This is a genomic window from Nonomuraea sp. NPDC003214, assembly GCF_053590035.1.
In genome coordinates, this window is sequence record NZ_JBSFSX010000004.1 from 562,979 (window position 1) to 583,400 (window position 20,422).

Genomic DNA, 20,422 nt, shown 5'->3' on the forward strand with positions numbered 1-20,422 from the left:
CGCCGTTCTTCGATCGGATGCGTGATGAGCAGACCGGGCCCGCGCGAGAGGCTCCTCGAAGCCGCCAGCGACCTCACCTACGAGCAGGGCGTCCACGTGGGCGTGGACGCGATCCTCAAGCGGGCCGACGTCGCCCGCCGCTCGCTCTACCAGCACTTCGGCGGCAAGGACGGGTTGATCGCCGAGACGCTCGCGACCGCCGGGCTCGACGCCCGCTACCGGCAGGTGATGGACGGCGCCGGCGACGACCCCCGGGACCGGGTGCTGGCCGTCTTCGACGCCCTGGACGAGATCACCACGCGGCCGACGTTTCGCGGCTGCCGCTACACGGCGGCCGACCTGGCCCTCACCGACCGGGACCACCCCGCCCACGCCGAGGTCCGCGCGTACAAGGAGAGGCTGCGGGGGCTGTTCGAGGACGAGCTGCGCCGCCACGGGCACCCCGAGCCCGGCTTCGGCGCCGACCAGATCCTCGTGCTGATCGACGGGGTGCTCGCGCACGCCGTCACCCGCCCCGGCGCCCACCCCGCCCGCGCAGCCCGGGCGATGGCCGAGGCGGTGCTCGACCGGCGCGCCTAACCGGCCAGCGTCTCGCGGAGCAGCTCGGCGAACGCGGCGGGGTGGGTGCTGAGCCCGGTGTGCCCGCCGGGGAAGTGCACCAGCTCGGTGCCGAACCGCCCGGCCAGGCAGGCGGCGGGGCGGTAGGGCAGCTCGCCGCGCGATTCCTCGCCTGCCGCGAGCACCAGCCGGTCGGCCAGGGCCGCCAGCCGGTCCACGTCGGGGGCGTAGGCCATGAAGGCGGGCATGATCCGGCCGAGGAAGTAGGGCAGGTTGGCCATCGTCCGCTCGGCCCGGGCCGCCGCGCCGGGCGGCAGCTCGACCGGCCCGGCGGATTCGGCGGGCCCGGCGGGTTCGGCGGGCCCGGCGGGTTCGGCGGGCCCGGCGCCGCCCGGCCGCCGCAGGGCCGCCGCGAACTCGGCGACCGCCGACATCAGGCCCTCGCGGTGGAAGGTGTCCTGGACACGGGCGAGCATCGCGCGGTGCTCGGCGGCGTCGGGCAGCACCTCCACCACGGGCGGCTCGTGCGCCACCACGCGCTCGACCCGGTCCGGGCGGGTGGCGAGCAGGTGCAGCGCGACGATCGCCCCCGAGCTGCACCCGGCCACGCGGGCGGGCGCGCCGGGCGACAGCAGCTCGATCAGCCGGTACGCGTCGTCGGCGTGCGAGGCGACATCCTGCTCGGCGCCGGGGTCGTCGAGCGGGCTGCGCGACATGCCGCGCGCGTCGTACGAGGCCACCGTCCAGTCGGCGGCCAGCACGCCGGCGACGCCGTCGTAGGAGGCGGCGTCGCCCGCGCCGCCGGGGATCAGCAGCAGGAGCGGGCCCTGCCCGCGCACCTCGTAGTGCAGGGTCGCGCCTGCCACGCGCAGGCGGCCGGTGGCGGGGGCGGGGCCGGGGGCGGGGGCGGTCATGACGGATCTCCTTCACGTGCGGGCCAGCGCTCCAGGAGTGCGTGCAGGGCGTCGAGGCAGCGGACCCAGGAGTCCGCGGCGGGCCGCGCGTGCGCGAACCCGCCGGCCGCCTCCAGGCTCACGAAGCCGTGCAGCGTGCTGCGCACCAGCCGGACCGCGTCGGTCAGGTCGGGCTCGGCCAGCGCGTAGGCGCGCAGCATGCTGTAGGTCAGCTCGATCGCGCGCCGCGGCCCGGGGGCCCGGGCCGCCAGCTCGGGATCGATCCGCGCCGGGACCTGCGTCGCGGTGTAGCGGCCCGGGTGGTCGTGGGCGTAGGACCGCCACGCGTCCGCGAACGCCACCAGCGCGTCCTTCCCGGCCCGCCCGGCGGTCGCCTCGGCGATGCGGATCGTCTTCTCGTCCGCCGCCAGCAGCGCGATCCGGCCGCGCAGGTCCTCCAGCCCGCGTACGTGCACGTACAGGCTCGCGTCCTTGACGCCGAGCCGCCGCGCCACCGCCGACATGGTCACGTGCTCCAGCCCGACCTCGTCCGCCAGCTCGGCGCCCGCGGCCGTCACCCGGTCCGCCGTCAACCCCGCCCGCGCCATCCGCACTCCTAGAGTTACTGATGTAAAACCTAATACGCCTAGGTTATTCCTTGCCGTTCCAGGATGGCAAACTGGTTCGATGACGTACGAACAGGACGCGGCGACCGCTCACGCCTGGGCCGCGCTCGGCGGGCCGCCCGAACTGGCGGCGATGGTCGCGTACGAGGGGGCGGGCGACGTCCTGGCCGCCCGGCTGCCGGTGCGGGAGCTGGCCCGGGCGAGCGTGGGCGTGTGCTCGCTGGCGGCGGCCGAGCTGCTGGCGCGGCGCAACGCGACGCCACTGCCCCCGGTGCGGGTCCGGGAGGCGGCGGTGGCCACGGCCTTCGTCAGCGAGCGGCACCTGCGCGTCGGCGGCAAGTCCCCGCGGGCGTTCGCGCCGCTGTCGCGCTTCTGGCGCGCGGCCGACGGCTGGGTCCGCACCCACGCCAACTACCCGCACCACCGCGCCCGGCTGCTCGACGCCCTCGGCGTGGCCGACACGGGGGACGACCAGGAGCTGGCCGAGACCCTGGCCGCCCAGCTGGCCGCCCGCCCCGCCCGGTGGATCCAGGAGACCGTCTACGCGGCCGGCGGCCTGGCCGTCGCCGTCGTCCCGCCCGGCGGCGACGTCCACCCGCTCGCCGAGACCGCCCCCCTGGACGGGAGCCGCCCGGACCCGCTGCCACCGGCGCCGCTGCCCGCCGCCGGGGTGCGCGTCCTGGACCTGACCCGGGTCATCGCCGGCCCCGTCGCCACGCGCACCCTCGCCCTGCTGGGCGCCGACGTGCTGCGCGTCGACCCGCCGAACCTGCCGGAGAGCGCCGACAGCCACGCCGACACCGGGATGGGCAAGCGCTCGGCGCTGCTGGACCTGACCGCCGCCGACGGCCGGGCCGCCTTCGCCGAGCTCGTCGCCGCCGCCGACGTCGTCGTCCACGGCTACCGCCCCGGCACGCTGGAGGCGCTCGGCCTCGGCGACGTGCTCGCGCGGCGTCCCGGCCTGATCGTCGCCCGGCTGTGCGCCTGGGGCTGGTCGGGGCCGTGGGCCGCCCGGCGCGGCTTCGACAGCCTGGTGCAGGCGGCGAGCGGCATCGCCGTGATCGAGGCGGGCCCCGACGGCAGCCCCGGCGCGCTCCCCGCCCAGGCGCTGGACCACGGCACCGGCTACCTGCTGGCCGCCGCCGTCCTGCGCGCGCTGACCGACCGGCAGCGCACCGGGCTCGGGCGCTCGGTCCGGCTCTCCCTCGCGGGCACCGCGTCCTGGCTCATGAACGACCTCAGTCCCGTCCCGGCCGAGGGCGACGGCTACGACGCGGGCCCCTGGCTGGCCGAGACCGGCTCCCCGTACGGGCTGCTCCGCCACGCGCTGCCGCCGGTCCACTACGAGGGCGCGCCCCGCACCTGGCGCACCCCGCCGTCCCTGTGGGGCGGCGACGCACCCGCCTGGGCGCCCGCCTAGCCGCGCCGCATCCGGGCGCTATCCCCGCCGGGCCTCGAGCGCGTCCAGGATGAGGTCGAGGCCGTAGCCGAACTCCTCCGTGTAGTCGTAGCCCGGCCGCAGCGCGTGGTCGGTGATCATCTCCCGCAGGTACGGCAGGCCGTCCGGGAGGTGCTCCAGGATGTCGCCGGCCACGTCCTCCACCTCGGCGGGCGTGGACAGCGGCAGGTTCGCCTCCTGCAGCACGAACCCGCCCACGTAGCTGTCGACGAGCGAGACGGCGTGGGCGGCCATCGGCAGCGAGAACCCCGCCTCCCGCAGCACGCCGAGGACGGCGTCGTGGTGGCGCAGCGTCGCCGGGCCCGGCCGGCGGCGGGAGTCGATCAGGCCGAGGGCCCAGCTGTGCCGCGAGAGCACCGCGCGGGCGGAGCGGGCGCGGGCCCGGATCGCCGCGCGCCAGTCGCCGTCCCCGGGCCGGGGCAGCTCGATCGCCGCGAACACCGCGTCGACCACGCCGTCGAGGATCGCGTCCTTGTTCGGCACGTGGTGGTAGAGCGACATCGCCTCCACGCCCAGCTCCTGCGCCACCCGCCGCATCGTGATCGCCTCGGCGCCGCCGCGGTCGGCGACCCGGATCGCGGCCTCCAGCACGAGCTCCCTGCTGAGCGGCTGGCGAGGTGGTGACACGACGGCTCCCGGGACGGCGACAGGGGTTGACAGCCTTACGAGTGTAAGTCAGCCTTACAGGCGTAAGCCCGAGGTGAGGAGATCCCGATGCCGATGCCGCTGTGGTGGGGGCGCCTGAACAAGCGCGTGTTCAACCCCCGGGCGGTCGCCCGGGGGGCGTGGCCGGTCCTGACGCACGTCGGCCGCGTCTCCGGCGCCACCTACCGCACGCCGCTCGACGCGCACCCGGTCGACGGCGGCTACCTGTTCGTCCTGGTGTACGGGTCGGGCGCCGACTGGGTGCGCAACATCCTGGCCGCCGGGGAGGCGCGGCTGCGGGTCGGCGGCAAGGAGGTGGCGCTCACCGCCCCCCGCGTCGTCGGGCGGGAGGAGGCGTTCCGGGCGCTCCCCGCCGGGGTCAGGCGCCCGCCGAGGCTGCTGCGCATCACCGAGTTCCTCCGCATGGACACGACCCCGCTGGGCTGAGGAGCCCTCAGGATGCGCCGCCGTCCGTGCGCACCGGCAGCGCGGTCAGGGCCCGCTGCATGCCCGGCCGCCAGCCGATCTCGGCCGCCGGCACGGCCAGCTCCAGGCCGGGAAAACGGCCGATCAGCGTGCGCAGCGCGATCTGGGTCTCGGCCCTGGCCAGCGCCGCGCCCAGGCAGTAGTGGATGCCGTGGCCGAACCCCAGGTGGGCGTTGTCCTCGCGGCCCACGTCGAGCAGCTCCGGCCGGTCGAAGCGGCGCGGGTCCCGGTTCGCCGCCGCGTACACCACCTGCACCGCCTCGCCCGCCGGGATGCGCGTGCCGCCGAGCTCCACCGGCTCCAGCATGTAGCGCATCACCGCGATCTCGGCCGGTCCGGTGACGCGCAGGAACTCCTCCACGGCCGCCGGGACCGCGTCCAGGTCGTCGCGCAGGCGCGTGAGCAGCTCCGGGCGGGTCAGCAGCAGCCGCACGCTCTGGCTGATGAGCGAGACCGTGGTCTCGTGCCCGGCGATCAGCATGCTGACCCCCAGCGCCACCAGCTCCTCGTCGGCCAGCCGGTCGCCGTCGTCCTCCTGGACGCGGACCAGCGCCGACAGCAGGTCCTCCGCGCCGTCGGCGCCGTCCGTGCCGGCGGCGCGCTTGGCCGCGACCAGCTCGCTCATGTACGCGACCAGGCCCCGCGCCCCGGCGGCGATGCGGGCGGGGTCGGGCGCGGTCAGGTCGCCGGCCCACGCCCGCCAGGTGTCGCGGTCGGCCGAGGGCACGCCGAGCAGCTCGCAGATGACCTGGATGGGCAGCGGGTACGCGAACCGCTCGATCAGGTCGAACTCCGCCGGCAGCCCGTCGAGCAGCGCGTCGGTGATCTCCTGGATGCGCGGGCGCAGCCGCTCCACGCGCCGGGCGGTGAACCCGCGCGACACCAGCCGCCGCAGCCGCGTGTGGTCCGGCGGGTCGTAGGCGCCGAGGGTGCGCAGCAGGTAGGGGGCCACGTCGTCGGGCAGCCCGGCGGCCGCGGCCACGTCCAGCTTGGACTGCCGGGAGATGTCGCTGCTGAAGCGCGGGTCGGTCAGCGCGGTCACGCACTCGTCGTAGCCGGTGACCAGCCAGATCAGGGTGCCGTCCAGGTAGCGGCCCCGGCTGACCGGTCCGTTGCCGGCCAGCCCGGTCAGGAAGGCGTCGCGGTCGGCCGCGGTCATCAGGCCGAGGATCTGCGGCTCGGTGGTGCTCATGCTCATGACTCCAGAAGGTCGAGGGGAAGGGGACGGGGAGGCGCCGTCAGGGGGATCGCCGCACCTCGCGGACCGCGTCCCAGGCGTCGAGGACGCGGTCGTCGGTGAACAGGCCGCGGGTGAAGATCTCGATCCCGGCGCGGGAGGCGCGCAGCGTCCGGTCCGTCTCGGACCCGCCGCCCGGCAGCGCCCGCGCGAGGTGCTCGCCGAACGTCAGCGGCGCCAGCAGCCACGTCACGTAGACGGCGGCGCGGGCGCGCGGGTCGTCGCCGGGACGCACCCGGCCGGTGCGGACGCCCTCCTCCAGCCAGCGTTCGGCCGCCGCGACGATGTCGTCGAACAGTGCCGCCGCCGCCGGGCTGCCGTCGAGGAACGCGCGCCCCAGGTAGAGCCGCATCGCCGAGCTCGCCTCCAGCATCGCCGCCAGGCCGCTGACGTCGTCGAGGTCCGCGCCGGGGCCGCCGCGCACCATCTCGACCACGTACGCGTCGCACGCCTTGCGCAGCCCTTCCTTGGAGCCGAAGTGGTGCAGGACCAGCGCGGCGGACACGCCCGCGCGGGCGGCGATGGCGCGCACGCTCACCCGGTTGACCCCTTCGGCGCCGAACAACTCCAGGGCCGCGTCCCGGATCCGGGCCCGCCCGGTCAGGTCACTGTCTGAACGCATGAACAGGATACTAAACGATTGTTCAGTCCGATGGGAAGCTACTAGCTGCCTTAGTAGACGGTCTGCATGTCATCCATGGATTTATGAGCTTCTTACTACGACGCGTAGTAGCCTCCCTTTCTGGTCGTCACAGGAGGAGCGGTGGGAGTTCGGCAGCGGCGTCTCGCGATGCGTGTCGCGCGTGCCGTCCTGCTGGTCGCCGTCGCCCTCGGCGTCTACGGCATGCACACGCTCGGCCACCACAGGGGTCACCACGGCGGCGGGCATCACGCGCACGAGCCCGGGTTCGCCCAGGGGCAGGAGCTGCCCGATCTCGACCCGGCCGCCGTGTGCCTGGCGGTGCTGACCTCGTTCCTGATCGTCGCCACGGCGGCGGCGTGGATCGTGCGACGGCGGGGGAGCGCGACCCCCGGGCGGGCCCCCTCGGCGCGGCGGGTCGCCAGGCCACCGCCCGACCCCGTCTCCGTGCGCCTGGCACGGCTCTCGGTGCTGCGCATATAGGCCGGCGTCCGCCTCCGCGACGGATGCCCGTACCCACGAACCGAGAGAACGACAACCATGCGCATCAACCGTACGATCACGATCACCGTCACCGCGGGCGCGCTCGCGCTCCTGACCGCGTGCGGCGCCACGGCCTCGAACGACGCCGCCCCGGCCGCGAGCGCCACCACCGCCACCACTGCTACGGCGGCGACGCCGTCGCAGGCCGGGTTCAACGACGCCGACGTCATGTTCGCGCAGATGATGATCCCGCACCACGAGCAGGCGGTCGAGATGGCCGAGCTCGCCCCGGACCGCGCGGGCGACCCGGAGATCAAGGAGCTGGCGGCCCGGATCAAGGCGGCGCAGGACCCCGAGATCGCGACCATGCAGGGCTGGCTGACCACGTGGGGCAGGCCCGCCCCCGAGGGAGGCATGGGTCATGACATGCCCGGCATGATGTCCGAGGCGGACCTGGCCAAGCTGAAGTCCGCCAAGGGCGCGGAATTCGACAGGCTCTTCGCCGAGCAGATGATCGCCCACCACGAGGGCGCGATCGAGATGGCCCGCACCGAGCAGGCCGGCGGCGCCGACCCGGCCGCCAAGGAGCTCGCCAAGGAGATCGAGACCGCCCAGCGGGCGGAGGTGGCCGAGCTCCGGAAGATCCTCGACCGGCTCTGAGCCGGGCTAGAAGGGCAGCACCGCGTGACAGTGGTGCACCAGCAAGGCGCTCAGCCCGGGCGCCGCGGCCAATGTCGCGGGCCCGGCGAGCAGCAGCGTGACCGTCAGCCCCCCGGCGAGCCGCTCACGGCGGCCGAGCGGGGGCTGCGGGCTCAGCATGCGGCGGATCCGCAGCAGGGCCGTCTCGCCGCCCGCCCCCAGGGCGGCGGCGGGCGCCCGCCCGGTGGCGAGGCGGACCAGGGCCGCGGCCAGGTGGGCGCGCGGATGGCGGCGGGCGGCCACGTCGTCGGCCAGCAGCTCGACCAGCCGCGCGACCTCCGCCCGCGCCTCGGCGAACAGCGGCACCCGGGGGCAGGCCCGCGCGAACGTCTCGGCGGCGGCCAGCAGCAGATGGTGGCGGCCGCGCAGGTGCGCCCGCTCGTGCGCGAGCACGGCGGCGACCTGCTCGGGAGCCAGCGACCGCAGCGCGCCGGTGGTGATGACCGCCTGCCCCCCGCGGCCTGGCACGCAGTAGGCCAGGCGCTCGTCGTGGTCGACGACGAGCGCGCCGAGCCGGGCGTCGTGCCGCCCGAGCAGCGACAGCGCCTCGGCGTGCCGCGCCCGCTCCCGGCACGCGCCTGCCAGGACGGCCCCGCCCGCGCACGCGCCCCACACCACCACGGACGTGGCGACGGCGAGCGCGGCCAGGATCCGCGCGAGGTCCGGGCGTGCGTCACCGGCGAACATCGCCGCGCAGATCTCCAGCCACCCGGCGAGCCCGTGACCCACCACCGGCCCCGGCACGGCGGCCGCGAACACCGCGAGCAGCGCGGAGACGGGCACCGACCCGCAGGCGGCCAGCCACATCGCGATCGCCCGCCGGGGCGCCCGGTCGGCCCAGCCCGCCCGCCGCAGCAGCCGGGGCAGCGCCAGCGCCCCGGCGACGCAGTGGAGCGCGAGGATCACCGCGACGATCACGTGTCGCGTCCCCCCGGGGGGTATACCTGCAGGGCCGCCTCCAGGGCCTTGGCCTCCTCGGGCGTGAGCCGTTCGAGGAAGTGCACCAGCGTGGCCGCCCGGTTGCCGCTCCCGGCCAGCGACGCGCGCATGACCTCGGCGGTGTAGGCCTCCTTGGAGGAGACCACCTCGTAGACGTAGGCCCGGCCGACCGGCTCGCGGCGCAGCAGCCCCTTGGTGTGGAGCTTGTCCATCACGGTCATCACCGTCGTGTAGGCGATGGCGCGCTCCTGGCGCAGGTGGGCGAGCACGTCGCGGACCGTGGCGGGCTCGTTGGTGGCCCACAGATGATCCATGATCGTGGATTCGAGCTCTCCCAGACCCCGCGCCATCACCCCATGCTAGCGGCGAGCACCGACTCCAGCGGGTCGCCGGCCGCGACGGCCCGCTTGACCCGGACGAAGTCCCTCGGCGCGTCGACCCCGACCACGCCGACCAGCGTCCCGGCCCTGGCGAACGCGACGGCGAACCGGCCATCCTCCGGGTCGCCGGCGGCCACGCGCGCCTCGTCCGCCAGGTGCGGCAGCCCGGCCGTCTGGACGCGGACGCCGTGCACGTGCGTCGCGAACGCGGGCAGCCCGGCGTAGGGGGTGGCGTCCTCCCTGCCGGCGAGCAGGTTCAGCGCGGCGGCGGCGCCCTGCTCGTTGGCGTTCGCCCAGTGCTCGACGCGGACGGACGCGCCCCCGTACCGGGCGTGCGGCCAGCGGGCGACGTCGCCCGCCGCCACCACGCCGTCGGCGCCGGTCGCGAACAGCGCCGCGTCGCACACCACCCCGTCGTCGAGCGTCAGCCCGCTGCCGCGCAGCCAGCCGGTGTCGGGGACCACGCCCGTCGCCGCGATCACCAGGTCGGCCGGGAGCGTGCGCCCGTCGTCCAGCCGCACCCCGCTCACCCGGCCGGTCCCCTCCAGGCCCGTCACGCGGCGGCCGGGGACGAGGTCCACGCCGTTGCTCCGGTGGTGGCCGGCCAGCCAGCGCGAGGCCAGGTCGCCCAGCACGCCGCTCATCGGGTACGGCGCCGCGTCGACGAGGGTGACCGCCAGGCCGAGCGAGCGGGCGGTGGAGGCGACCTCGCCGCCGATGAAGCCGCCTCCGACGACCACGACGTGGCGGTGCCCGGCGGCGAGCTCGGCGCGCAGGGCGAGGGCGTCCTCGACGGTGCGCAGCGTGTGGACGCCAGCGAGGGCGCCGGGCAGCGGGCGCGGCCGGGCGCCGGTGGCGATGACGAGCCCGTCGTAGCGGACCTGCGTGCCGTCGTCCAGGGTGACGAGCCGGCCGGCCGTGTCCAGCCGCACCGCGTTGCGGCCCCGCAGCCAGCGCTCGCCCAGCTCCTCGGCGCCGGGCAGGGTGATCTCGTCGTCGCCCCTGAGCATGCTCTTGGACAGCGGCGGCCGGTTGTAGGGCAGGTGGCGCTCCGCGCCGACGACGACGATCTCGCCCGCGAAGCCGGCGCTGCGAAGGGTCTGCACGGCACGGAGCCCGGCCAGCGACGCGCCCACGACCGTGATGGTGTTCAACGTTGTCATGCCGGGGACTATATACCGGGAGGGGGTATGAGCCATACCCCTGCGGGGTTGGGGTTGCGCCGACGCGCATCGTGCCGTAGGTTCAACCCGGCGATACCCGATGGGGGTATCCGGGACCGAAGGGGAGTCGGCATGAGCAGCAGCATCTACACCGTGAGCGGGATGACGTGCGGCGGCTGCGCGGGCACGGTGAAGACCGAACTGGGCAAGATCTCCGGCGTCACCGCCGTGGACATCGAGCTGGCGACCGGCCGGGTGACCGTGACGGGCGACGGGCCCGTGGACGAGGCCCTGGTGCGCGACGCCGTCGAGGGGGCGGGCTACGAGCTCACCGCCGTCTGACCTGCGGGGCGAGCGCGGGCGGCCACCGGTTGGGTGTGGCCGCCCGCGCCCCTTTCCCGGGCGCCGGCCTCTGGGGCGTCAGCGCGTCTGGACGCGGAGGGAGATGATCGTGCCGGGCGGGATGGTGGCGGACGAGACGGCTCCGGGGGAGACCCACGGGCCGACGTTGTAGACGTAGCCGACGGCGGGGTTGACGTGCAGGACGGTGATCGCCACCTGGTGCTGGCCGTCCCCCGGCCGGGTCAGGGCAGCTTGGCGACGGTCAGCAGGACCGCGGAGTCCTCCAGCGCCTCCAGGTCGTGGCGGGCGTCCGGCACGATGAGCAGGTCGCCCGTGCGCCCCTCCCACGCCTGTGCCCCGGCCGACATGCGGACCCGGCCGTGCAGCACGTGCACCGTCGCCTCGCCGGGATTCTCGTGCTCCGCGAGCCGCGCGCCCTGCCGCAGGGCGATGACCGTCTGGCGCAGCACCTTCTCGTGCCCGCCGTAGACCGTGCCGGCCGCGTGACCGGCGGTGGTGCCGGCCGCCCGGTCGGCTTGCTGACGGGCCAGGGCGACGAGCGAGATCTTCTGCATGCCGCCATTATCGCAACCCGCCCCGCCGCCGCCCGGCGCGGCTCAGCGCTCGGCGTCCTGCGGGTACCAGCGCAGCTCGACGGTGTTGCCGTCGGGGTCGAGCACGTACACCGACTGCGCGGTGCCGCGCGCGCCGAACCGGGGGACCGGCCCCTCCAGCACGGTGAAGACACCGGAGTCGATCACCTCCTGCCAGTCCAGCGGCTCCACCACGAGGCAGAGGTGGTCCACGTTGGACTCGCCGCGCGGCTTGGCCACCAGGTCGATGATGGTGGACTCGCTGACCCGCACCGACGGGAACGGCGCCCTGCCCGCCCGCCACTCCTCGACCCGCACCTGCGCCAGGCCGAGCGTCCCCGCGTAGAACTCCAGGGACCGCTCGACGTCGGCGACGTTGAGCACCAGGTGGTCGAAGTCCTTCACGCGCATCTCGTTCTCCCGTTCTCTCAGGCGGATCACTCGCCGGCGGTCAGCACGTCCTCGCGGGCGGCGGGCGCCTTCCCGCGGCCGGTGCCGAGTGTGAGGAGCAGCGAGGCCGCTGTCAACGCGACCCCGAACCACACCACACTGGCGACGCCCAGCCGGTCGGCGAACAGCCCGCCGAACAGCGCGCCGAGCGCGATGGAGGTGTTGTACGACATCGTGTTGAGCGACATCGCCGCCTCGAAGGTGTCCGGCGCGGCGGCCTGCGTCATGTTGACCTGGCACAGCTGCACCACGCCGAACGAGACGCCCCACAGGACCAGCGCGACGACCGCGCCGACCGGCCCGTCCCCGATCGCGAGCAGCAGGAGCAGCGACCCCACGAGCCCCGCGCAGCCCGCGACGAAGCTGCCGCGCAGGCTCCTGGTCACCGTGTAGCCGGCGATGAAGTTGCCCGCCGCGCCGCCCGCGCCGTAGACCATGAGCACCGCGGTGACGAAGAACGGCGTCGCCGACGCCGCCTCCTCCAGGTAGGGACGCACGAACGTGTACGCGCCGAAGTGGCCGAGCACGAACAGCATCACGGTCACCAGCACCAGCCGCAGCGGCACGTTCCTGAGCGGCAGCCCGAAGACCTCCCGCACCGAGACGGCGTTCGCCGACGGCAGCGACGGGATCAGGGTGACGACCGCGACGAGCACCAGCGCGCTCAGCCCCGCCCAGATGAGGAACGTGGTCCGCCAGTCCGTGAGGCTCTCCAGCACCGTCCCCAGCGGGATGCCGACGACCGCGGCGATCGAGATGCCGGACATGACGACCGCCGCCGCCCGGCTCGCCTGCCGCTCCGGGACCAGCCGCATCGCCATGCTCACGCCGATGGCCCAGAACACGCCGCTGGCGAAGCCCATGACCAGCCGCGTCACCAGCACCAGCGGGTAGTTCGGCGAGATCGACGTGACCAGGTTGCCCGCCACCAGGATCACCAGCAGCACCGACAGCAGCACCCGCCGGTTGACCCGCCTGGTCCACGCCACGATGAACGGCACGCCCAGCCCGGCCGAGACGCCGTACAACGTCACCATCAGCCCCGCGACGCCCACGGAGATGGCCAGGCTCGCGCTCACCGGGGTGAGCAGCCCGACGGGCATCAGCTCCGTGGTGAGGAAGACGAACAGGCTCGCGGTGATCGCGGCCACCCCCAGCCAGCCTCGCAGGGCCGAAGGGGATGGCGTTTGCGCAACAGTCATGATTCTTCCTTGTCATCGATCCAACGTCGTGCGGAAAGGCGTTCCAGCGCCCACACCGCGAAGGTCGCGGCCGACAGGGCGCCGCCCAGCAGGCTCACGCCGGTCCAGCCGGCCGCGGTCCAGGCCGCGGAGCCGAGCGCCGACCCGGCCGCGCCGCCGAGGAAGAACGCGGTCATGAAGGCGGAGTTGAGCCGGTTGCGGCTTTCGGGGCGGAGCGCGTAGACGACGTGCTGGCCGGCGTTCAGCACCGCCTGCTGGGCCATCGTCAGCAGGAGCACCCCGGCGACCAGCCACCCCGCCGAGACCGGGCCGCGGCCGATCAGCGCCCACGACAGCGCCAGCACCGCCGCGCCGATCCCGCTGACCCGCTGCACCCACCCCCGGTCGGCCAGCCGGCCGGCGATCGGCGTGACGATCACCCCGGCGACCCCGGCCAGCCCGAACAGGCCGATCCCCGCCTCGCTCCAGCCGTACGGCGGGCCGGACAGCAGGAACGTGACCGTCGTCCACAGCGCGCTGAACGCGGCGAACGACAGCGCGCCCATCGCCGCCCGCAGGCGCAGCGCCGGCTCGTCGCGGAACAGCGCGACCGTCGAGCGCAGCAGCGCCGGGTACGACAGCCCGATCGGGGTGTGCAAGCGCGGCAGGAAACGCCACAGCAGCACGGCCACGACCGCCACCAGCACGGCGTTCACCCAGTAGATCGTCCGCCAGCCGCCCAGCTCGGACAGCGTGCCGGAGACCGCACGGGCCAGCAGGCCGCCGAGCAGCAGCCCCGCCATCACCGTGCCCACGACCCGGCCCCGCTCGGCCGGCGCCGCCAGCGTGGCCGCGTACGGGACCACGACCTGCGCGGCCACGGACGCGAGCGCCGTCAGCGCGGTGCCCGCCAGCAGCACCGGGGCGCTCGTCGCGAGCGCCGACACCACCAGGAACACCGCCGTGGCCGCGAACAGCACCACCGCCAGCCGGCGGCGCTCCACCAGGTCGCCCAGCGGCACCAGCAGGATCAGCCCCAGCGCGTAGCCGCCCTGCGCGGCCGTCACGACCAGCGCCGCCGTCGTGGCGTCCAGCCCCAGCTCCCGCCCGATCACGTCGAGCAGCGGCTGGGCGAAGTAGTTGCCGGCGACCGACAGCCCGGTGGCGGCCGACATCAGCAGCAGCAGCCCGCGGCCCAGCCGGGCGGGAGCCTCGGCCGGGGGCGCGTGCCGCGCGGTTTCCGTCATGCCTCAAGGGTGGGGGAGCACCGATCAATGAGTCCAACACATAGTTTTCATGGCGATCGATCGTGATGCATCATGGATCGGTGGAACTGCAGCAGCTGAGATACGTCGTCGCCGTCGCCGAGACGAACAACTTCACCCGCGCCGCCGAGCGCTGCCGCGTCGTGCAGTCGGCGCTCAGCCACCAGATCGCCGCCCTCGAACGCGAGCTCGGCGCCCGGCTGTTCGAGCGGACCAGCCGCCGCGTCCGGCTGACGGCCGCCGGGGAGGCGTTCCTGCCCGAGGCCCGCCAGTGCCTGGAGGCCGCCGACCGCGCGCGGGCCGAGGTCGCCGCCGCCGGCGGCGAGATCCGCGGGCGGCTCGCCGTCGGCGCCATCCCCACCGTCGCCGCCGTCGACCTGCCCGTCGCCCTGCGCGACTACCGCCGCCGCCACCCCCGCGTGCACATCACGCTCATCTCCGCCGGCAGCGAGGACCTCATCGAACGCGTCCGCCGCGGCGGCGTCGACGTCGCCTTCCTCGGCCTGCCGCCCACCACCGAGCCCAAGGGCGTGCGCAGCCGCCCGCTCGGCGGCGGCGAGCTCGTCGCCGTCGTCGCCCCCGGCCACCCCCTGGCCGGCGGCGAGGCCGACCTGCGCGCCCTGGCGGGCGAGCCGTTCATCGACTTCCGCGCCGGCCACGCCGGCCGCCAGCAGTCCGACGACGCCTTCGCCGCCGCCGGCGTACGGCGTGAGGTGCCGTTCGAGGTCTCGTCCGGCGACTTCATGGCCGACCTCGTACGGCAGGGCCTCGGGGTCGGCATGCTGCCCGCCGCCTACGCGCCCCGGTTCGCCGATCTGGGCGTCATCCGGCTGCGCGACGCGCCCACGCGGGTCGAGCACCTGATCTGGGACACCCGGCCGTCACCCGCCGCCGCGGCCTTCCTCGACCTCGTCCGCGAGACCCGGCCCGAGCGGGAGGAGACCGGGGCGGGCTGAGATCATCGACCGCATGACCCGGATCCTCACCCGCCGCGACCTGACCGCCCTGCTCGACCCCGCGGCCTGCCTCGAAGCCCTGCGCGACGGCTTCACCCGCGGCGACGCGGCCGTCCCCGGGCAGCGGATCCGCACCGACCTGCCGTTCCCCGGCACCGCCACCGCGCTCGTCCCCGGGCTGCTGCCGGGGATCGACGCCTACACGGTGAAGGTCAACGCCAAGTTCCCCGCCGCCACGCCCGCGCTGCGCGGGGTCATCTGCCTGCACAGCGGCCACGACGGCGAGCTGCTGGCGCTGCTGGACTCGGCGACGGTCACCGCCTGGCGCACCGGGCTGGCCGCCGCGCTCGGCACCCACACCCTGGCCGCCGATCCCGGGGGAGAGGCGGTCGTCGGCGTGATCGGCGCGGGCGCCCAGGCCGACCTCATGGTCACCGGCCTGCGCCGGCTCCGCCGCGTGACCAAGCTCCTCGTCCACGACACCGACGAACCCCGCGCCCACGCCTTCGCCGCCCGCCATGCCGGCGCCCCCGCCCACTCCGCCGCCACCCGCCACGGCGTCGAATCCGCCCACTCCACTGCCACCGGCCACGGCGGCGGCCCCGCCCGTCCCGGGGCCGGAGCCGCTCACCCCGGCGGGTTGGCGGTCGAGGTGGCCGGGTCGGCGGGGGAGGTGGCCGAGCGGGCGGGGATCGTGCTGCTCGCGACCTGGTCGCGGGCCCCGCTGCTCCGGCTGGCCGACACGCGGCCGGGGCAGCACCTCACCAGCCTGGGCGCCGACGAGCCCGGCAAGTGCGAGCTGGCCGCCGACGTGCTGGAGGCCGCGCTGGTGGCCGTGGACGACCGGGAGCTGGCCGCCGCCATGGGCGCCCTGGCCGCGGCCGGTCTCCCGGCGGAGGCCGCCGATGCCACCCTCGGCGAGATCCTGCGCGGCGAGCACCCCGGCCGCACCGGCCCGGAAGCGCGCACCGTCTACGCCCCTGTGGGCCTGCCGTGGCAGGACCTGGCCCTGTCCTGGCTCGCCTACCAGGAGGCCGGACGCCGCGGGATCGGCCTGGAGGTGGACCTCCTGGACACCCCCACCGGCTGACCTTGTGGGATGCTGGTGGGGTGACGCTGGAGGACCTGGTCCGGCTGCGCCGGGCCCGCGACGCGATGGACCGCGACTACGCCGAGCCGCTCGACGTGCAGGCGCTGGCCCGCGTGGCCCTCATGTCGCCCGGCCACTTCTCGCGCAGCTTCCGCGCGGCCTTCGGCGAGACGCCCTACAGCTATCTGATGACGCGCCGGATCGAGCGGGCCAAGGCGCTGCTGCGGCGGGGCGACCTGACGGTGACGGAGGTCTGCTTCGCCGTCGGCTGTACGTCGCTGGGCTCGTTCAGCTCGCGGTTCACCGAGCTGGTCGGCGAGACGCCGAGCGCCTACCGCGCCCGCGCCCACGACGAGGGCGCCGCCATCCCGGCCTGCGTGGCGAAGATCTACACCCGCCCGATCCGAAACGCCGATTCGAAGCGCACCTCCCGCCCGTAGTGTGGCAGGCATGGACATCAGGCTTTCGCAGTGCTTCATCGCCGTCGACGACCACGACAAGGCGCTGGCGTTCTACCGCGACGCCCTCGGCCTGGAGGTCCGCGCCGACGTGGAGTTCGAGGGGATGCGCTGGGTGACCGTGGGCGCGGCGTCGCAGCCGGACGTCGACATCGTGCTCGAACCGGCCGTCACCGACCCCGGCGCCTCGCCCGCCGACCGGGAGGCCATCGCCGCCCTGCTGGCCAAGGGCCTGCTGCGTGCCGCGATCTTCGAGACCGACGACTGCGACGCCATGTTCGAGCGGGTCCGGGCGGCGGGCGGCGAGGTGCTGCAGGAGCCGGTCGACCAGCCGTACGGGGTCCGCGACTGCGCCTTCCGCGACCCGGCGGGCAACCTGGTGCGCGTCAACCAGCCGCTCGCCCGCTGACCCCGGGCGCCCCGCCGTAGCGCCTGCCGTATTGCCGGTATTTGCGCCGGTCATGGCAATGGTTCCGCCTGCGCCGCGTGGCCCGTCCGAGCGTGGGTAACGTGCCTGCGCAGGAGCGGAGGGGGCACGAGGGTGAACGCGTGGACCTTTGAGGGGCAGCCGGGGGCGCTGGGCGACACGGTGACGCTGGTCGAGGGGCCGTCGTTCTGCGTGTGCTCCCGGGGCGGCGACATCCTGCCGGGCCAGGCGCAGGGCGTCTACCACGCCGACACGCGGCTGCTGTCGTGGCTGGAGCTGCGGGTGGACGACGTGCCCGTCGAGGCGCTGCAGGTGATCCCGTCGGAGCCGTACCACGCCACGTTCCTCGGCAAGGCCGGACCGCGCCCGGGGCGGGTGGAGAGCACGCTGCTGGTGGTGCGCGACCGCTACGTCGGCGGCGGCCTGCGCGAGGACCTGACGCTGCGCAACCTGTCGGACGAGCCGATCGGCTGCGCCGTCTCCGTCAACCTGGGCTCCGACGTGGCCGACCTGTTCGAGGTGAAGGCCGAACGGGTGCGCCACGCCACCGACGTGGAGATGACGCCGCAGGGGGCGGGGCTGCACATCTTCTCGGCGAGCCGGGCGCGCGGCGCCAGGGTCGTGGTGGAGCCCGCGGACGTGGGGGTGACGGCGGCGCCGGGGCTGCTGGCCTTCCGCGTGGTCGTCCCGGCGCGCGGGGAGTGGCGGGCCACGATCCTCGTCAACCCGATCATCGAAGGGGTGGAGACGTCGGCCTGGTTCCCCGCCAGCCACGCGATCGAGCACGCCGGCCCGGCCAGGCGGCTGGCCGACTGGACCCGCCGCGGCCCGGCCCTGCGCACCGCGAACAAGGGCCTGAACGAGGTGCTGCGCCGCTCCCGCCAGGATCTCGGCAGCCTGCGGCTGTTCGACCCGGACCATCCCGAGGACCCGCCGGCGATCGCCGCGGGCGCGCCCTGGTACATGACGCTGTTCGGCCGCGACTCGCTGCTGACCTCGTGGATGTCGCTGCCGCTCGACCAGTCCCTCGCGCTCGGCACGCTGCGCAGGCTCGCCCGCCTGCAGGGCGCCAAGGTCGACCCGCTGACCGAGGAGGAGCCCGGCAAGATCATGCACGAGCTGCGCTACGGCGTGGGCGGCGGCGCCCCCGCGGACGGCGGCCAGGCGTACTACGGGTCCGTCGACGCCACCCCGCTGTTCGTCATGCTGCTGGGCGAGCTGCGCCGCTGGGGCCTGCACCCCGACGCCGTCGAGGAGCTGCTGCCGCACGCCGACGCCGCGCTCGGCTGGATCGAGCGCTACGGCGGCCCCGACGGCCTGCTCTGGTACCAGCGCAAGACCGACCACGGGCTGATCAACCAGGGCTGGAAGGACTCCTTCGACGGCATCACCTTCGCCGACGGGACCGTCGCCCGCCCGCCGATCGCGCTGGCCGAGGTGCAGGGGTACGTGTACGCCGCGCACGTCGCCCGCGCCCACTTCGCCAACGCCTTCGGTGACGCCGAGACCGAGCGGCGCTGCCTGGAGCGGGCCGACGAGATCCGCGCCCGGTTCAACGAGCGCTTCTGGCTGCCCGGCCGCGGCTACTACGCGATGGGGCTCGACGGCTCCGGGCAGCCCATCGACGGGCTCGGCTCCAACATGGGCCACTGCCTGTGGACCGGCATCGTCGACCAGGACCGGGCCGCGTCGGTGGCCGCGCACCTGATGTCGCCGGAGATGTTCACCGGCTACGGCGTGCGCACGCTGGCCTCCTCGATGGGCGCCTACAACCCGATGAGCTACCACAACGGCTCGGTGTGGCCGCACGACAGCGCGATCGTCGCCGCCGGGCTGATGAGCTACGGCTTCACCGAGGAGGCCCAGCGGCTGGCCGCCGGGCTGCTCGACGCCGCGCAGGAGCTCGGCGGCCGGCTGCCGGAGCTGTTCTGCGGCTTCGACCGGGCGGAGTTCGCCCAGCCGGTGCCGTTCCCGACCTCCTGCTCGCCGCAGGCGTGGGCGGCGGCCGCCCCCATCCACCTGGTGCGCTGCCTGCTGCGGCTGGACCCGTGGATCCCGGCCGGCAAGATCTGGATCGCGCCGGCCTTCCCCGAGGGCCTGGGCGACGTGCGCATCTCCGGGCTGCCCATCGCGGGGGCGCGCCTGGACATCGAGACCGCGGACGGCGGCCGGTCCGCCACCGTCACCGGCCTGCCGGACGGCATCGAGCTGATCGGCGAGCCGCGTCCACCCATCAGCACCGTGTGCAGGCGCTGACCTGGGGTAGCACTCAGCGCAGCCTTGCGGGGAGGGGGCTCGGCATGGGCTCATTGATCGATCTCGCGCCACAGCGGGTGCGGTGGCGCGCGGGTACGGCGGCGGGTTTGCGCATCGTGATGGTCGCGCCGCCGTGGCAGGAGGTGCCCCCGAAGGCGTACGGCGGCATCGAGGCGATGCTGGCCGACCTGATCACCGGCCTGGCCGGGCGCGGCCACGACGTGACGCTGATCGCCGCCGGCCGCGGCGGCGTGCCCGCGCGCTTCCTGCGCACCTACCGGGAGCCGCCGTCGGCGCGGATCGGCACCGTGCTGCCGGAGGTGCTGCACGCGGCCTGCGCCCAGCGGATGCTGTCGGCGCTCGAGGCCGACGTGGTGCACGACCACTCGCTCACCGGGCCGCTGACGGCCGCCGCCCGCGCCATTCCCACCGTGGTCACCTGCCACACCCGCTCCGACGGCGAGTACGGCGAGTACTACCGGGCGCTCGGCAGCCCGCTCGTGGCGATCTCCCACGCCCAGCGGGCGCTCGCGCCTGACCTGAACTGGGCCGGGACCGTGCACAACGCCCTGGACACGGGCTCGTTCCCGTACCGCGAGAGGAAGCAGGAGTGGGTGCTGTGGCTCGGCCGCTTCGGCGACGACAAGGGCGCGCACCTGGCGATCGACGCCGCCCGCGCGGCCGGGCGGCGCATCGTGCTGGCCGGCAAGCTCACCGAGGAGGTCGAGCGGGCCTACTTCGACGAGCACGTGCGACCCAGGCTCGGCCCGGACGCCGTCTACGTCGGCGAGGCGGGCGCCGCGCACAAGCGTGAGCTGCTGGCCGCCGCCCGCTGCCTGGTCTTCCCCATCCAGTGGGAGGAGCCGTTCGGCATGGTGGTGATCGAGGCGATGGCGTGCGGCACGCCGGTGGTGGCGCTGGCCCGGGGCTCGGTGCCGGAGCTCGTCGTCGACCGCGTCACCGGCTTCGTGCTCGGCTCGCCGGAGGAGCTGCCCGCCGCCATCGAGGCGGCGGGTTCGCTCGACCCGGGCGACTGCCGCCGGCACGTGGAGCGGGCGTTCGGCGTCGGCGTGATGGTCGACGGGTACGAGCGCGTCTACCGGCAGCTCCTGCGCTCGGCCACCGGCGGGCGGCCCGACCCGTACAAGAACCTGACCTCGGGCTAGCATCGCGCCCGATTTGTAGTGGTTTGTCGT

The 20,422-nt window shown here is 75.0% G+C and carries 25 protein-coding genes; 12 read left to right on the top strand and 13 right to left on the bottom strand.

Features of this window, described 5'->3' with window-relative positions; all coding sequences use genetic code 11:
• Positions 1-24: 24 nt before the first annotated feature.
• Positions 25-579, top strand: coding sequence for a TetR/AcrR family transcriptional regulator (locus tag ACWDXC_RS14860; RefSeq protein WP_449982043.1), 555 nt, complete (start codon positions 25-27; stop codon positions 577-579).
• On the opposite strand, the gene ACWDXC_RS14865 is transcribed toward ACWDXC_RS14860, so the two are convergent.
• Together ACWDXC_RS14865 and ACWDXC_RS14870 are read right to left on the bottom strand one after the other, a co-directional pair.
• Positions 576-1,472 carry an alpha/beta fold hydrolase gene (locus ACWDXC_RS14865; protein WP_449981712.1) on the bottom strand — a complete coding sequence of 299 codons (897 nt, stop codon included), beginning with the start codon at positions 1,470-1,472 and terminating at the stop codon, positions 576-578. The two genes, ACWDXC_RS14860 and ACWDXC_RS14865, sit on opposite strands and share 4 nt — an antisense overlap.
• Positions 1,469-2,059: a TetR/AcrR family transcriptional regulator gene (locus ACWDXC_RS14870; protein ID WP_357589621.1), complete on the bottom strand. Its 591-nt coding sequence runs from the start codon at positions 2,057-2,059 to the stop codon at positions 1,469-1,471. Before ACWDXC_RS14870 ends, ACWDXC_RS14865 begins: the two co-directional genes overlap by 4 nt.
• Before the next feature lie 79 nt (positions 2,060-2,138).
• Here ACWDXC_RS14870 and ACWDXC_RS14875 point away from each other — a divergent pair, with 79 nt between their 5' ends.
• Complete coding sequence (locus ACWDXC_RS14875) at positions 2,139-3,497, top strand: CoA transferase (RefSeq protein WP_449981714.1); 1,359 nt, start codon at positions 2,139-2,141, stop codon at positions 3,495-3,497.
• An 18-nt stretch (positions 3,498-3,515) separates the two neighbouring features.
• On the opposite strand, the gene ACWDXC_RS14880 is transcribed toward ACWDXC_RS14875, so the two are convergent.
• Positions 3,516-4,163, bottom strand: coding sequence for a TetR/AcrR family transcriptional regulator (locus ACWDXC_RS14880; protein WP_449981716.1), 648 nt, complete (start codon positions 4,161-4,163; stop codon positions 3,516-3,518).
• Between the two features lie 87 nt (positions 4,164-4,250).
• Here ACWDXC_RS14880 and ACWDXC_RS14885 point away from each other — a divergent pair, with 87 nt between their 5' ends.
• Entirely contained in the window at positions 4,251-4,628 is a 378-nt protein-coding gene (locus ACWDXC_RS14885) for a nitroreductase family deazaflavin-dependent oxidoreductase (protein WP_449981718.1), read from the top strand.
• Positions 4,629-4,635: 7 nt separating this feature from the next.
• Here the strand turns inward: ACWDXC_RS14885 and ACWDXC_RS14890 are convergent, their stop codons facing one another.
• Positions 4,636-5,859, bottom strand: a complete 1,224-nt coding sequence (locus tag ACWDXC_RS14890) for a cytochrome P450 family protein (protein WP_449981720.1) — start codon at positions 5,857-5,859, stop codon at positions 4,636-4,638.
• Between the two features lie 46 nt (positions 5,860-5,905).
• Positions 5,906-6,526, bottom strand: a complete 621-nt coding sequence (locus tag ACWDXC_RS14895) for a TetR/AcrR family transcriptional regulator (RefSeq protein ID WP_449981722.1) — start codon at positions 6,524-6,526, stop codon at positions 5,906-5,908.
• Positions 6,527-6,694: 168 nt separating this feature from the next.
• Here ACWDXC_RS14895 and ACWDXC_RS14900 point away from each other — a divergent pair, with 168 nt between their 5' ends.
• Positions 6,695-7,027, top strand: coding sequence for a hypothetical protein (locus ACWDXC_RS14900; RefSeq protein ID WP_449981724.1), 333 nt, complete (start codon positions 6,695-6,697; stop codon positions 7,025-7,027).
• Between the two features lie 57 nt (positions 7,028-7,084).
• Positions 7,085-7,687 carry a DUF305 domain-containing protein gene (locus tag ACWDXC_RS14905; RefSeq protein ID WP_449981726.1) on the top strand — a complete coding sequence of 201 codons (603 nt, stop codon included), beginning with the start codon at positions 7,085-7,087 and terminating at the stop codon, positions 7,685-7,687.
• A gap of 6 nt (positions 7,688-7,693) precedes the next feature.
• Here ACWDXC_RS14905 and ACWDXC_RS14910 read toward each other — a convergent pair whose 3' ends face one another.
• From ACWDXC_RS14910 to ACWDXC_RS14920, 3 genes are read right to left on the bottom strand one after another with little or no spacing between them, the layout of a single operon-like run.
• Positions 7,694-8,644 (bottom strand): M56 family metallopeptidase, encoded by a 951-nt coding sequence (locus tag ACWDXC_RS14910; RefSeq protein WP_449981728.1) that lies wholly within the window; start codon positions 8,642-8,644, stop codon positions 7,694-7,696.
• Positions 8,641-9,015 (bottom strand): BlaI/MecI/CopY family transcriptional regulator, encoded by a 375-nt coding sequence (locus ACWDXC_RS14915; RefSeq protein WP_449981730.1) that lies wholly within the window; start codon positions 9,013-9,015, stop codon positions 8,641-8,643. Before ACWDXC_RS14915 ends, ACWDXC_RS14910 begins: the two co-directional genes overlap by 4 nt.
• On the bottom strand, positions 9,015-10,208 hold the full coding sequence (locus ACWDXC_RS14920) for an NAD(P)/FAD-dependent oxidoreductase (RefSeq protein WP_449981732.1): 1,194 nt from the start codon (positions 10,206-10,208) through the stop codon (positions 9,015-9,017). Before ACWDXC_RS14920 ends, ACWDXC_RS14915 begins: the two co-directional genes overlap by 1 nt.
• Before the next feature lie 132 nt (positions 10,209-10,340).
• Between ACWDXC_RS14920 and ACWDXC_RS14925 the strand changes: the two genes are divergently transcribed.
• Complete coding sequence (locus tag ACWDXC_RS14925; RefSeq protein WP_219507321.1) at positions 10,341-10,550, top strand: heavy-metal-associated domain-containing protein; 210 nt, start codon at positions 10,341-10,343, stop codon at positions 10,548-10,550.
• Positions 10,551-10,628: 78 nt separating this feature from the next.
• Here ACWDXC_RS14925 and ACWDXC_RS14930 read toward each other — a convergent pair whose 3' ends face one another.
• The 5 genes from ACWDXC_RS14930 to ACWDXC_RS14950 are packed head-to-tail and all read right to left on the bottom strand — an operon-like array spanning position 10,629 to position 14,021.
• On the bottom strand, positions 10,629-10,766 hold the full coding sequence (locus tag ACWDXC_RS14930; protein ID WP_219507320.1) for a hypothetical protein: 138 nt from the start codon (positions 10,764-10,766) through the stop codon (positions 10,629-10,631).
• A gap of 26 nt (positions 10,767-10,792) precedes the next feature.
• Positions 10,793-11,125: a cupin domain-containing protein gene (locus ACWDXC_RS14935; RefSeq protein ID WP_449981734.1), complete on the bottom strand. Its 333-nt coding sequence runs from the start codon at positions 11,123-11,125 to the stop codon at positions 10,793-10,795.
• Between the two features lie 42 nt (positions 11,126-11,167).
• Entirely contained in the window at positions 11,168-11,554 is a 387-nt protein-coding gene (locus ACWDXC_RS14940) for a VOC family protein (protein ID WP_219507318.1), read from the bottom strand.
• Between the two features lie 26 nt (positions 11,555-11,580).
• Positions 11,581-12,795, bottom strand: a complete 1,215-nt coding sequence (locus ACWDXC_RS14945) for an MFS transporter (protein ID WP_449981737.1) — start codon at positions 12,793-12,795, stop codon at positions 11,581-11,583.
• Entirely contained in the window at positions 12,792-14,021 is a 1,230-nt protein-coding gene (locus tag ACWDXC_RS14950; RefSeq protein ID WP_449981739.1) for an MFS transporter, read from the bottom strand. The genes ACWDXC_RS14945 and ACWDXC_RS14950 overlap by 4 nt, the downstream gene beginning before the upstream one ends.
• Before the next feature lie 80 nt (positions 14,022-14,101).
• Here ACWDXC_RS14950 and ACWDXC_RS14955 point away from each other — a divergent pair, with 80 nt between their 5' ends.
• The 6 genes from ACWDXC_RS14955 to ACWDXC_RS14980 all read left to right on the top strand — a co-directional run bounded on the left by ACWDXC_RS14955 (position 14,102) and on the right by ACWDXC_RS14980 (position 20,392).
• On the top strand, positions 14,102-14,995 hold the full coding sequence (locus ACWDXC_RS14955) for a LysR family transcriptional regulator (protein WP_219507316.1): 894 nt from the start codon (positions 14,102-14,104) through the stop codon (positions 14,993-14,995).
• A gap of 13 nt (positions 14,996-15,008) precedes the next feature.
• Complete coding sequence (locus tag ACWDXC_RS14960) at positions 15,009-16,085, top strand: ornithine cyclodeaminase family protein (RefSeq protein WP_449981741.1); 1,077 nt, start codon at positions 15,009-15,011, stop codon at positions 16,083-16,085.
• Positions 16,086-16,150: 65 nt separating this feature from the next.
• Positions 16,151-16,525 carry a helix-turn-helix transcriptional regulator gene (locus ACWDXC_RS14965; RefSeq protein WP_246645267.1) on the top strand — a complete coding sequence of 125 codons (375 nt, stop codon included), beginning with the start codon at positions 16,151-16,153 and terminating at the stop codon, positions 16,523-16,525.
• Positions 16,526-16,535: 10 nt separating this feature from the next.
• Positions 16,536-16,952: a VOC family protein gene (locus ACWDXC_RS14970; RefSeq protein ID WP_449981743.1), complete on the top strand. Its 417-nt coding sequence runs from the start codon at positions 16,536-16,538 to the stop codon at positions 16,950-16,952.
• A 132-nt stretch (positions 16,953-17,084) separates the two neighbouring features.
• Entirely contained in the window at positions 17,085-19,226 is a 2,142-nt protein-coding gene (locus ACWDXC_RS14975; RefSeq protein WP_449981745.1) for an amylo-alpha-1,6-glucosidase, read from the top strand.
• Between the two features lie 44 nt (positions 19,227-19,270).
• Positions 19,271-20,392 (top strand): glycosyltransferase family 4 protein, encoded by a 1,122-nt coding sequence (locus ACWDXC_RS14980; RefSeq protein WP_449981747.1) that lies wholly within the window; start codon positions 19,271-19,273, stop codon positions 20,390-20,392.
• Positions 20,393-20,422: the final 30 nt, after the last annotated feature.

Bases quoted from the DNA above. Each gene is read 5' to 3' on its own strand.
- ACWDXC_RS14860 (WP_449982043.1), top strand. From the start codon at position 25: ATGAGCAGACCGGGCCCGCGCGAGAGGCTCCTCGAAGCCGCCAGCGAC.
- ACWDXC_RS14865 (WP_449981712.1), bottom strand. From the start codon at position 1,472: ATGACCGCCCCCGCCCCCGGCCCCGCCCCCGCCACCGGCCGCCTGCGC.
- ACWDXC_RS14870 (WP_357589621.1), bottom strand. From the start codon at position 2,059: ATGGCGCGGGCGGGGTTGACGGCGGACCGGGTGACGGCCGCGGGCGCC.
- ACWDXC_RS14875 (WP_449981714.1), top strand. From the start codon at position 2,139: ATGACGTACGAACAGGACGCGGCGACCGCTCACGCCTGGGCCGCGCTC.
- ACWDXC_RS14885 (WP_449981718.1), top strand. From the start codon at position 4,251: ATGCCGATGCCGCTGTGGTGGGGGCGCCTGAACAAGCGCGTGTTCAAC.
- ACWDXC_RS14890 (WP_449981720.1), bottom strand. From the start codon at position 5,859: ATGAGCACCACCGAGCCGCAGATCCTCGGCCTGATGACCGCGGCCGAC.
- ACWDXC_RS14895 (WP_449981722.1), bottom strand. From the start codon at position 6,526: ATGCGTTCAGACAGTGACCTGACCGGGCGGGCCCGGATCCGGGACGCG.
- ACWDXC_RS14900 (WP_449981724.1), top strand. From the start codon at position 6,695: ATGCGTGTCGCGCGTGCCGTCCTGCTGGTCGCCGTCGCCCTCGGCGTC.
- ACWDXC_RS14905 (WP_449981726.1), top strand. From the start codon at position 7,085: ATGCGCATCAACCGTACGATCACGATCACCGTCACCGCGGGCGCGCTC.
- ACWDXC_RS14915 (WP_449981730.1), bottom strand. From the start codon at position 9,015: ATGGCGCGGGGTCTGGGAGAGCTCGAATCCACGATCATGGATCATCTG.
- ACWDXC_RS14920 (WP_449981732.1), bottom strand. From the start codon at position 10,208: ATGACAACGTTGAACACCATCACGGTCGTGGGCGCGTCGCTGGCCGGG.
- ACWDXC_RS14925 (WP_219507321.1), top strand. From the start codon at position 10,341: ATGAGCAGCAGCATCTACACCGTGAGCGGGATGACGTGCGGCGGCTGC.
- ACWDXC_RS14935 (WP_449981734.1), bottom strand. From the start codon at position 11,125: ATGCAGAAGATCTCGCTCGTCGCCCTGGCCCGTCAGCAAGCCGACCGG.
- ACWDXC_RS14940 (WP_219507318.1), bottom strand. From the start codon at position 11,554: ATGCGCGTGAAGGACTTCGACCACCTGGTGCTCAACGTCGCCGACGTC.
- ACWDXC_RS14945 (WP_449981737.1), bottom strand. From the start codon at position 12,795: ATGACTGTTGCGCAAACGCCATCCCCTTCGGCCCTGCGAGGCTGGCTG.
- ACWDXC_RS14950 (WP_449981739.1), bottom strand. From the start codon at position 14,021: ATGACGGAAACCGCGCGGCACGCGCCCCCGGCCGAGGCTCCCGCCCGG.
- ACWDXC_RS14960 (WP_449981741.1), top strand. From the start codon at position 15,009: ATGACCCGGATCCTCACCCGCCGCGACCTGACCGCCCTGCTCGACCCC.
- ACWDXC_RS14965 (WP_246645267.1), top strand. From the start codon at position 16,151: ATGGACCGCGACTACGCCGAGCCGCTCGACGTGCAGGCGCTGGCCCGC.
- ACWDXC_RS14970 (WP_449981743.1), top strand. From the start codon at position 16,536: ATGGACATCAGGCTTTCGCAGTGCTTCATCGCCGTCGACGACCACGAC.
- ACWDXC_RS14980 (WP_449981747.1), top strand. From the start codon at position 19,271: ATGGGCTCATTGATCGATCTCGCGCCACAGCGGGTGCGGTGGCGCGCG.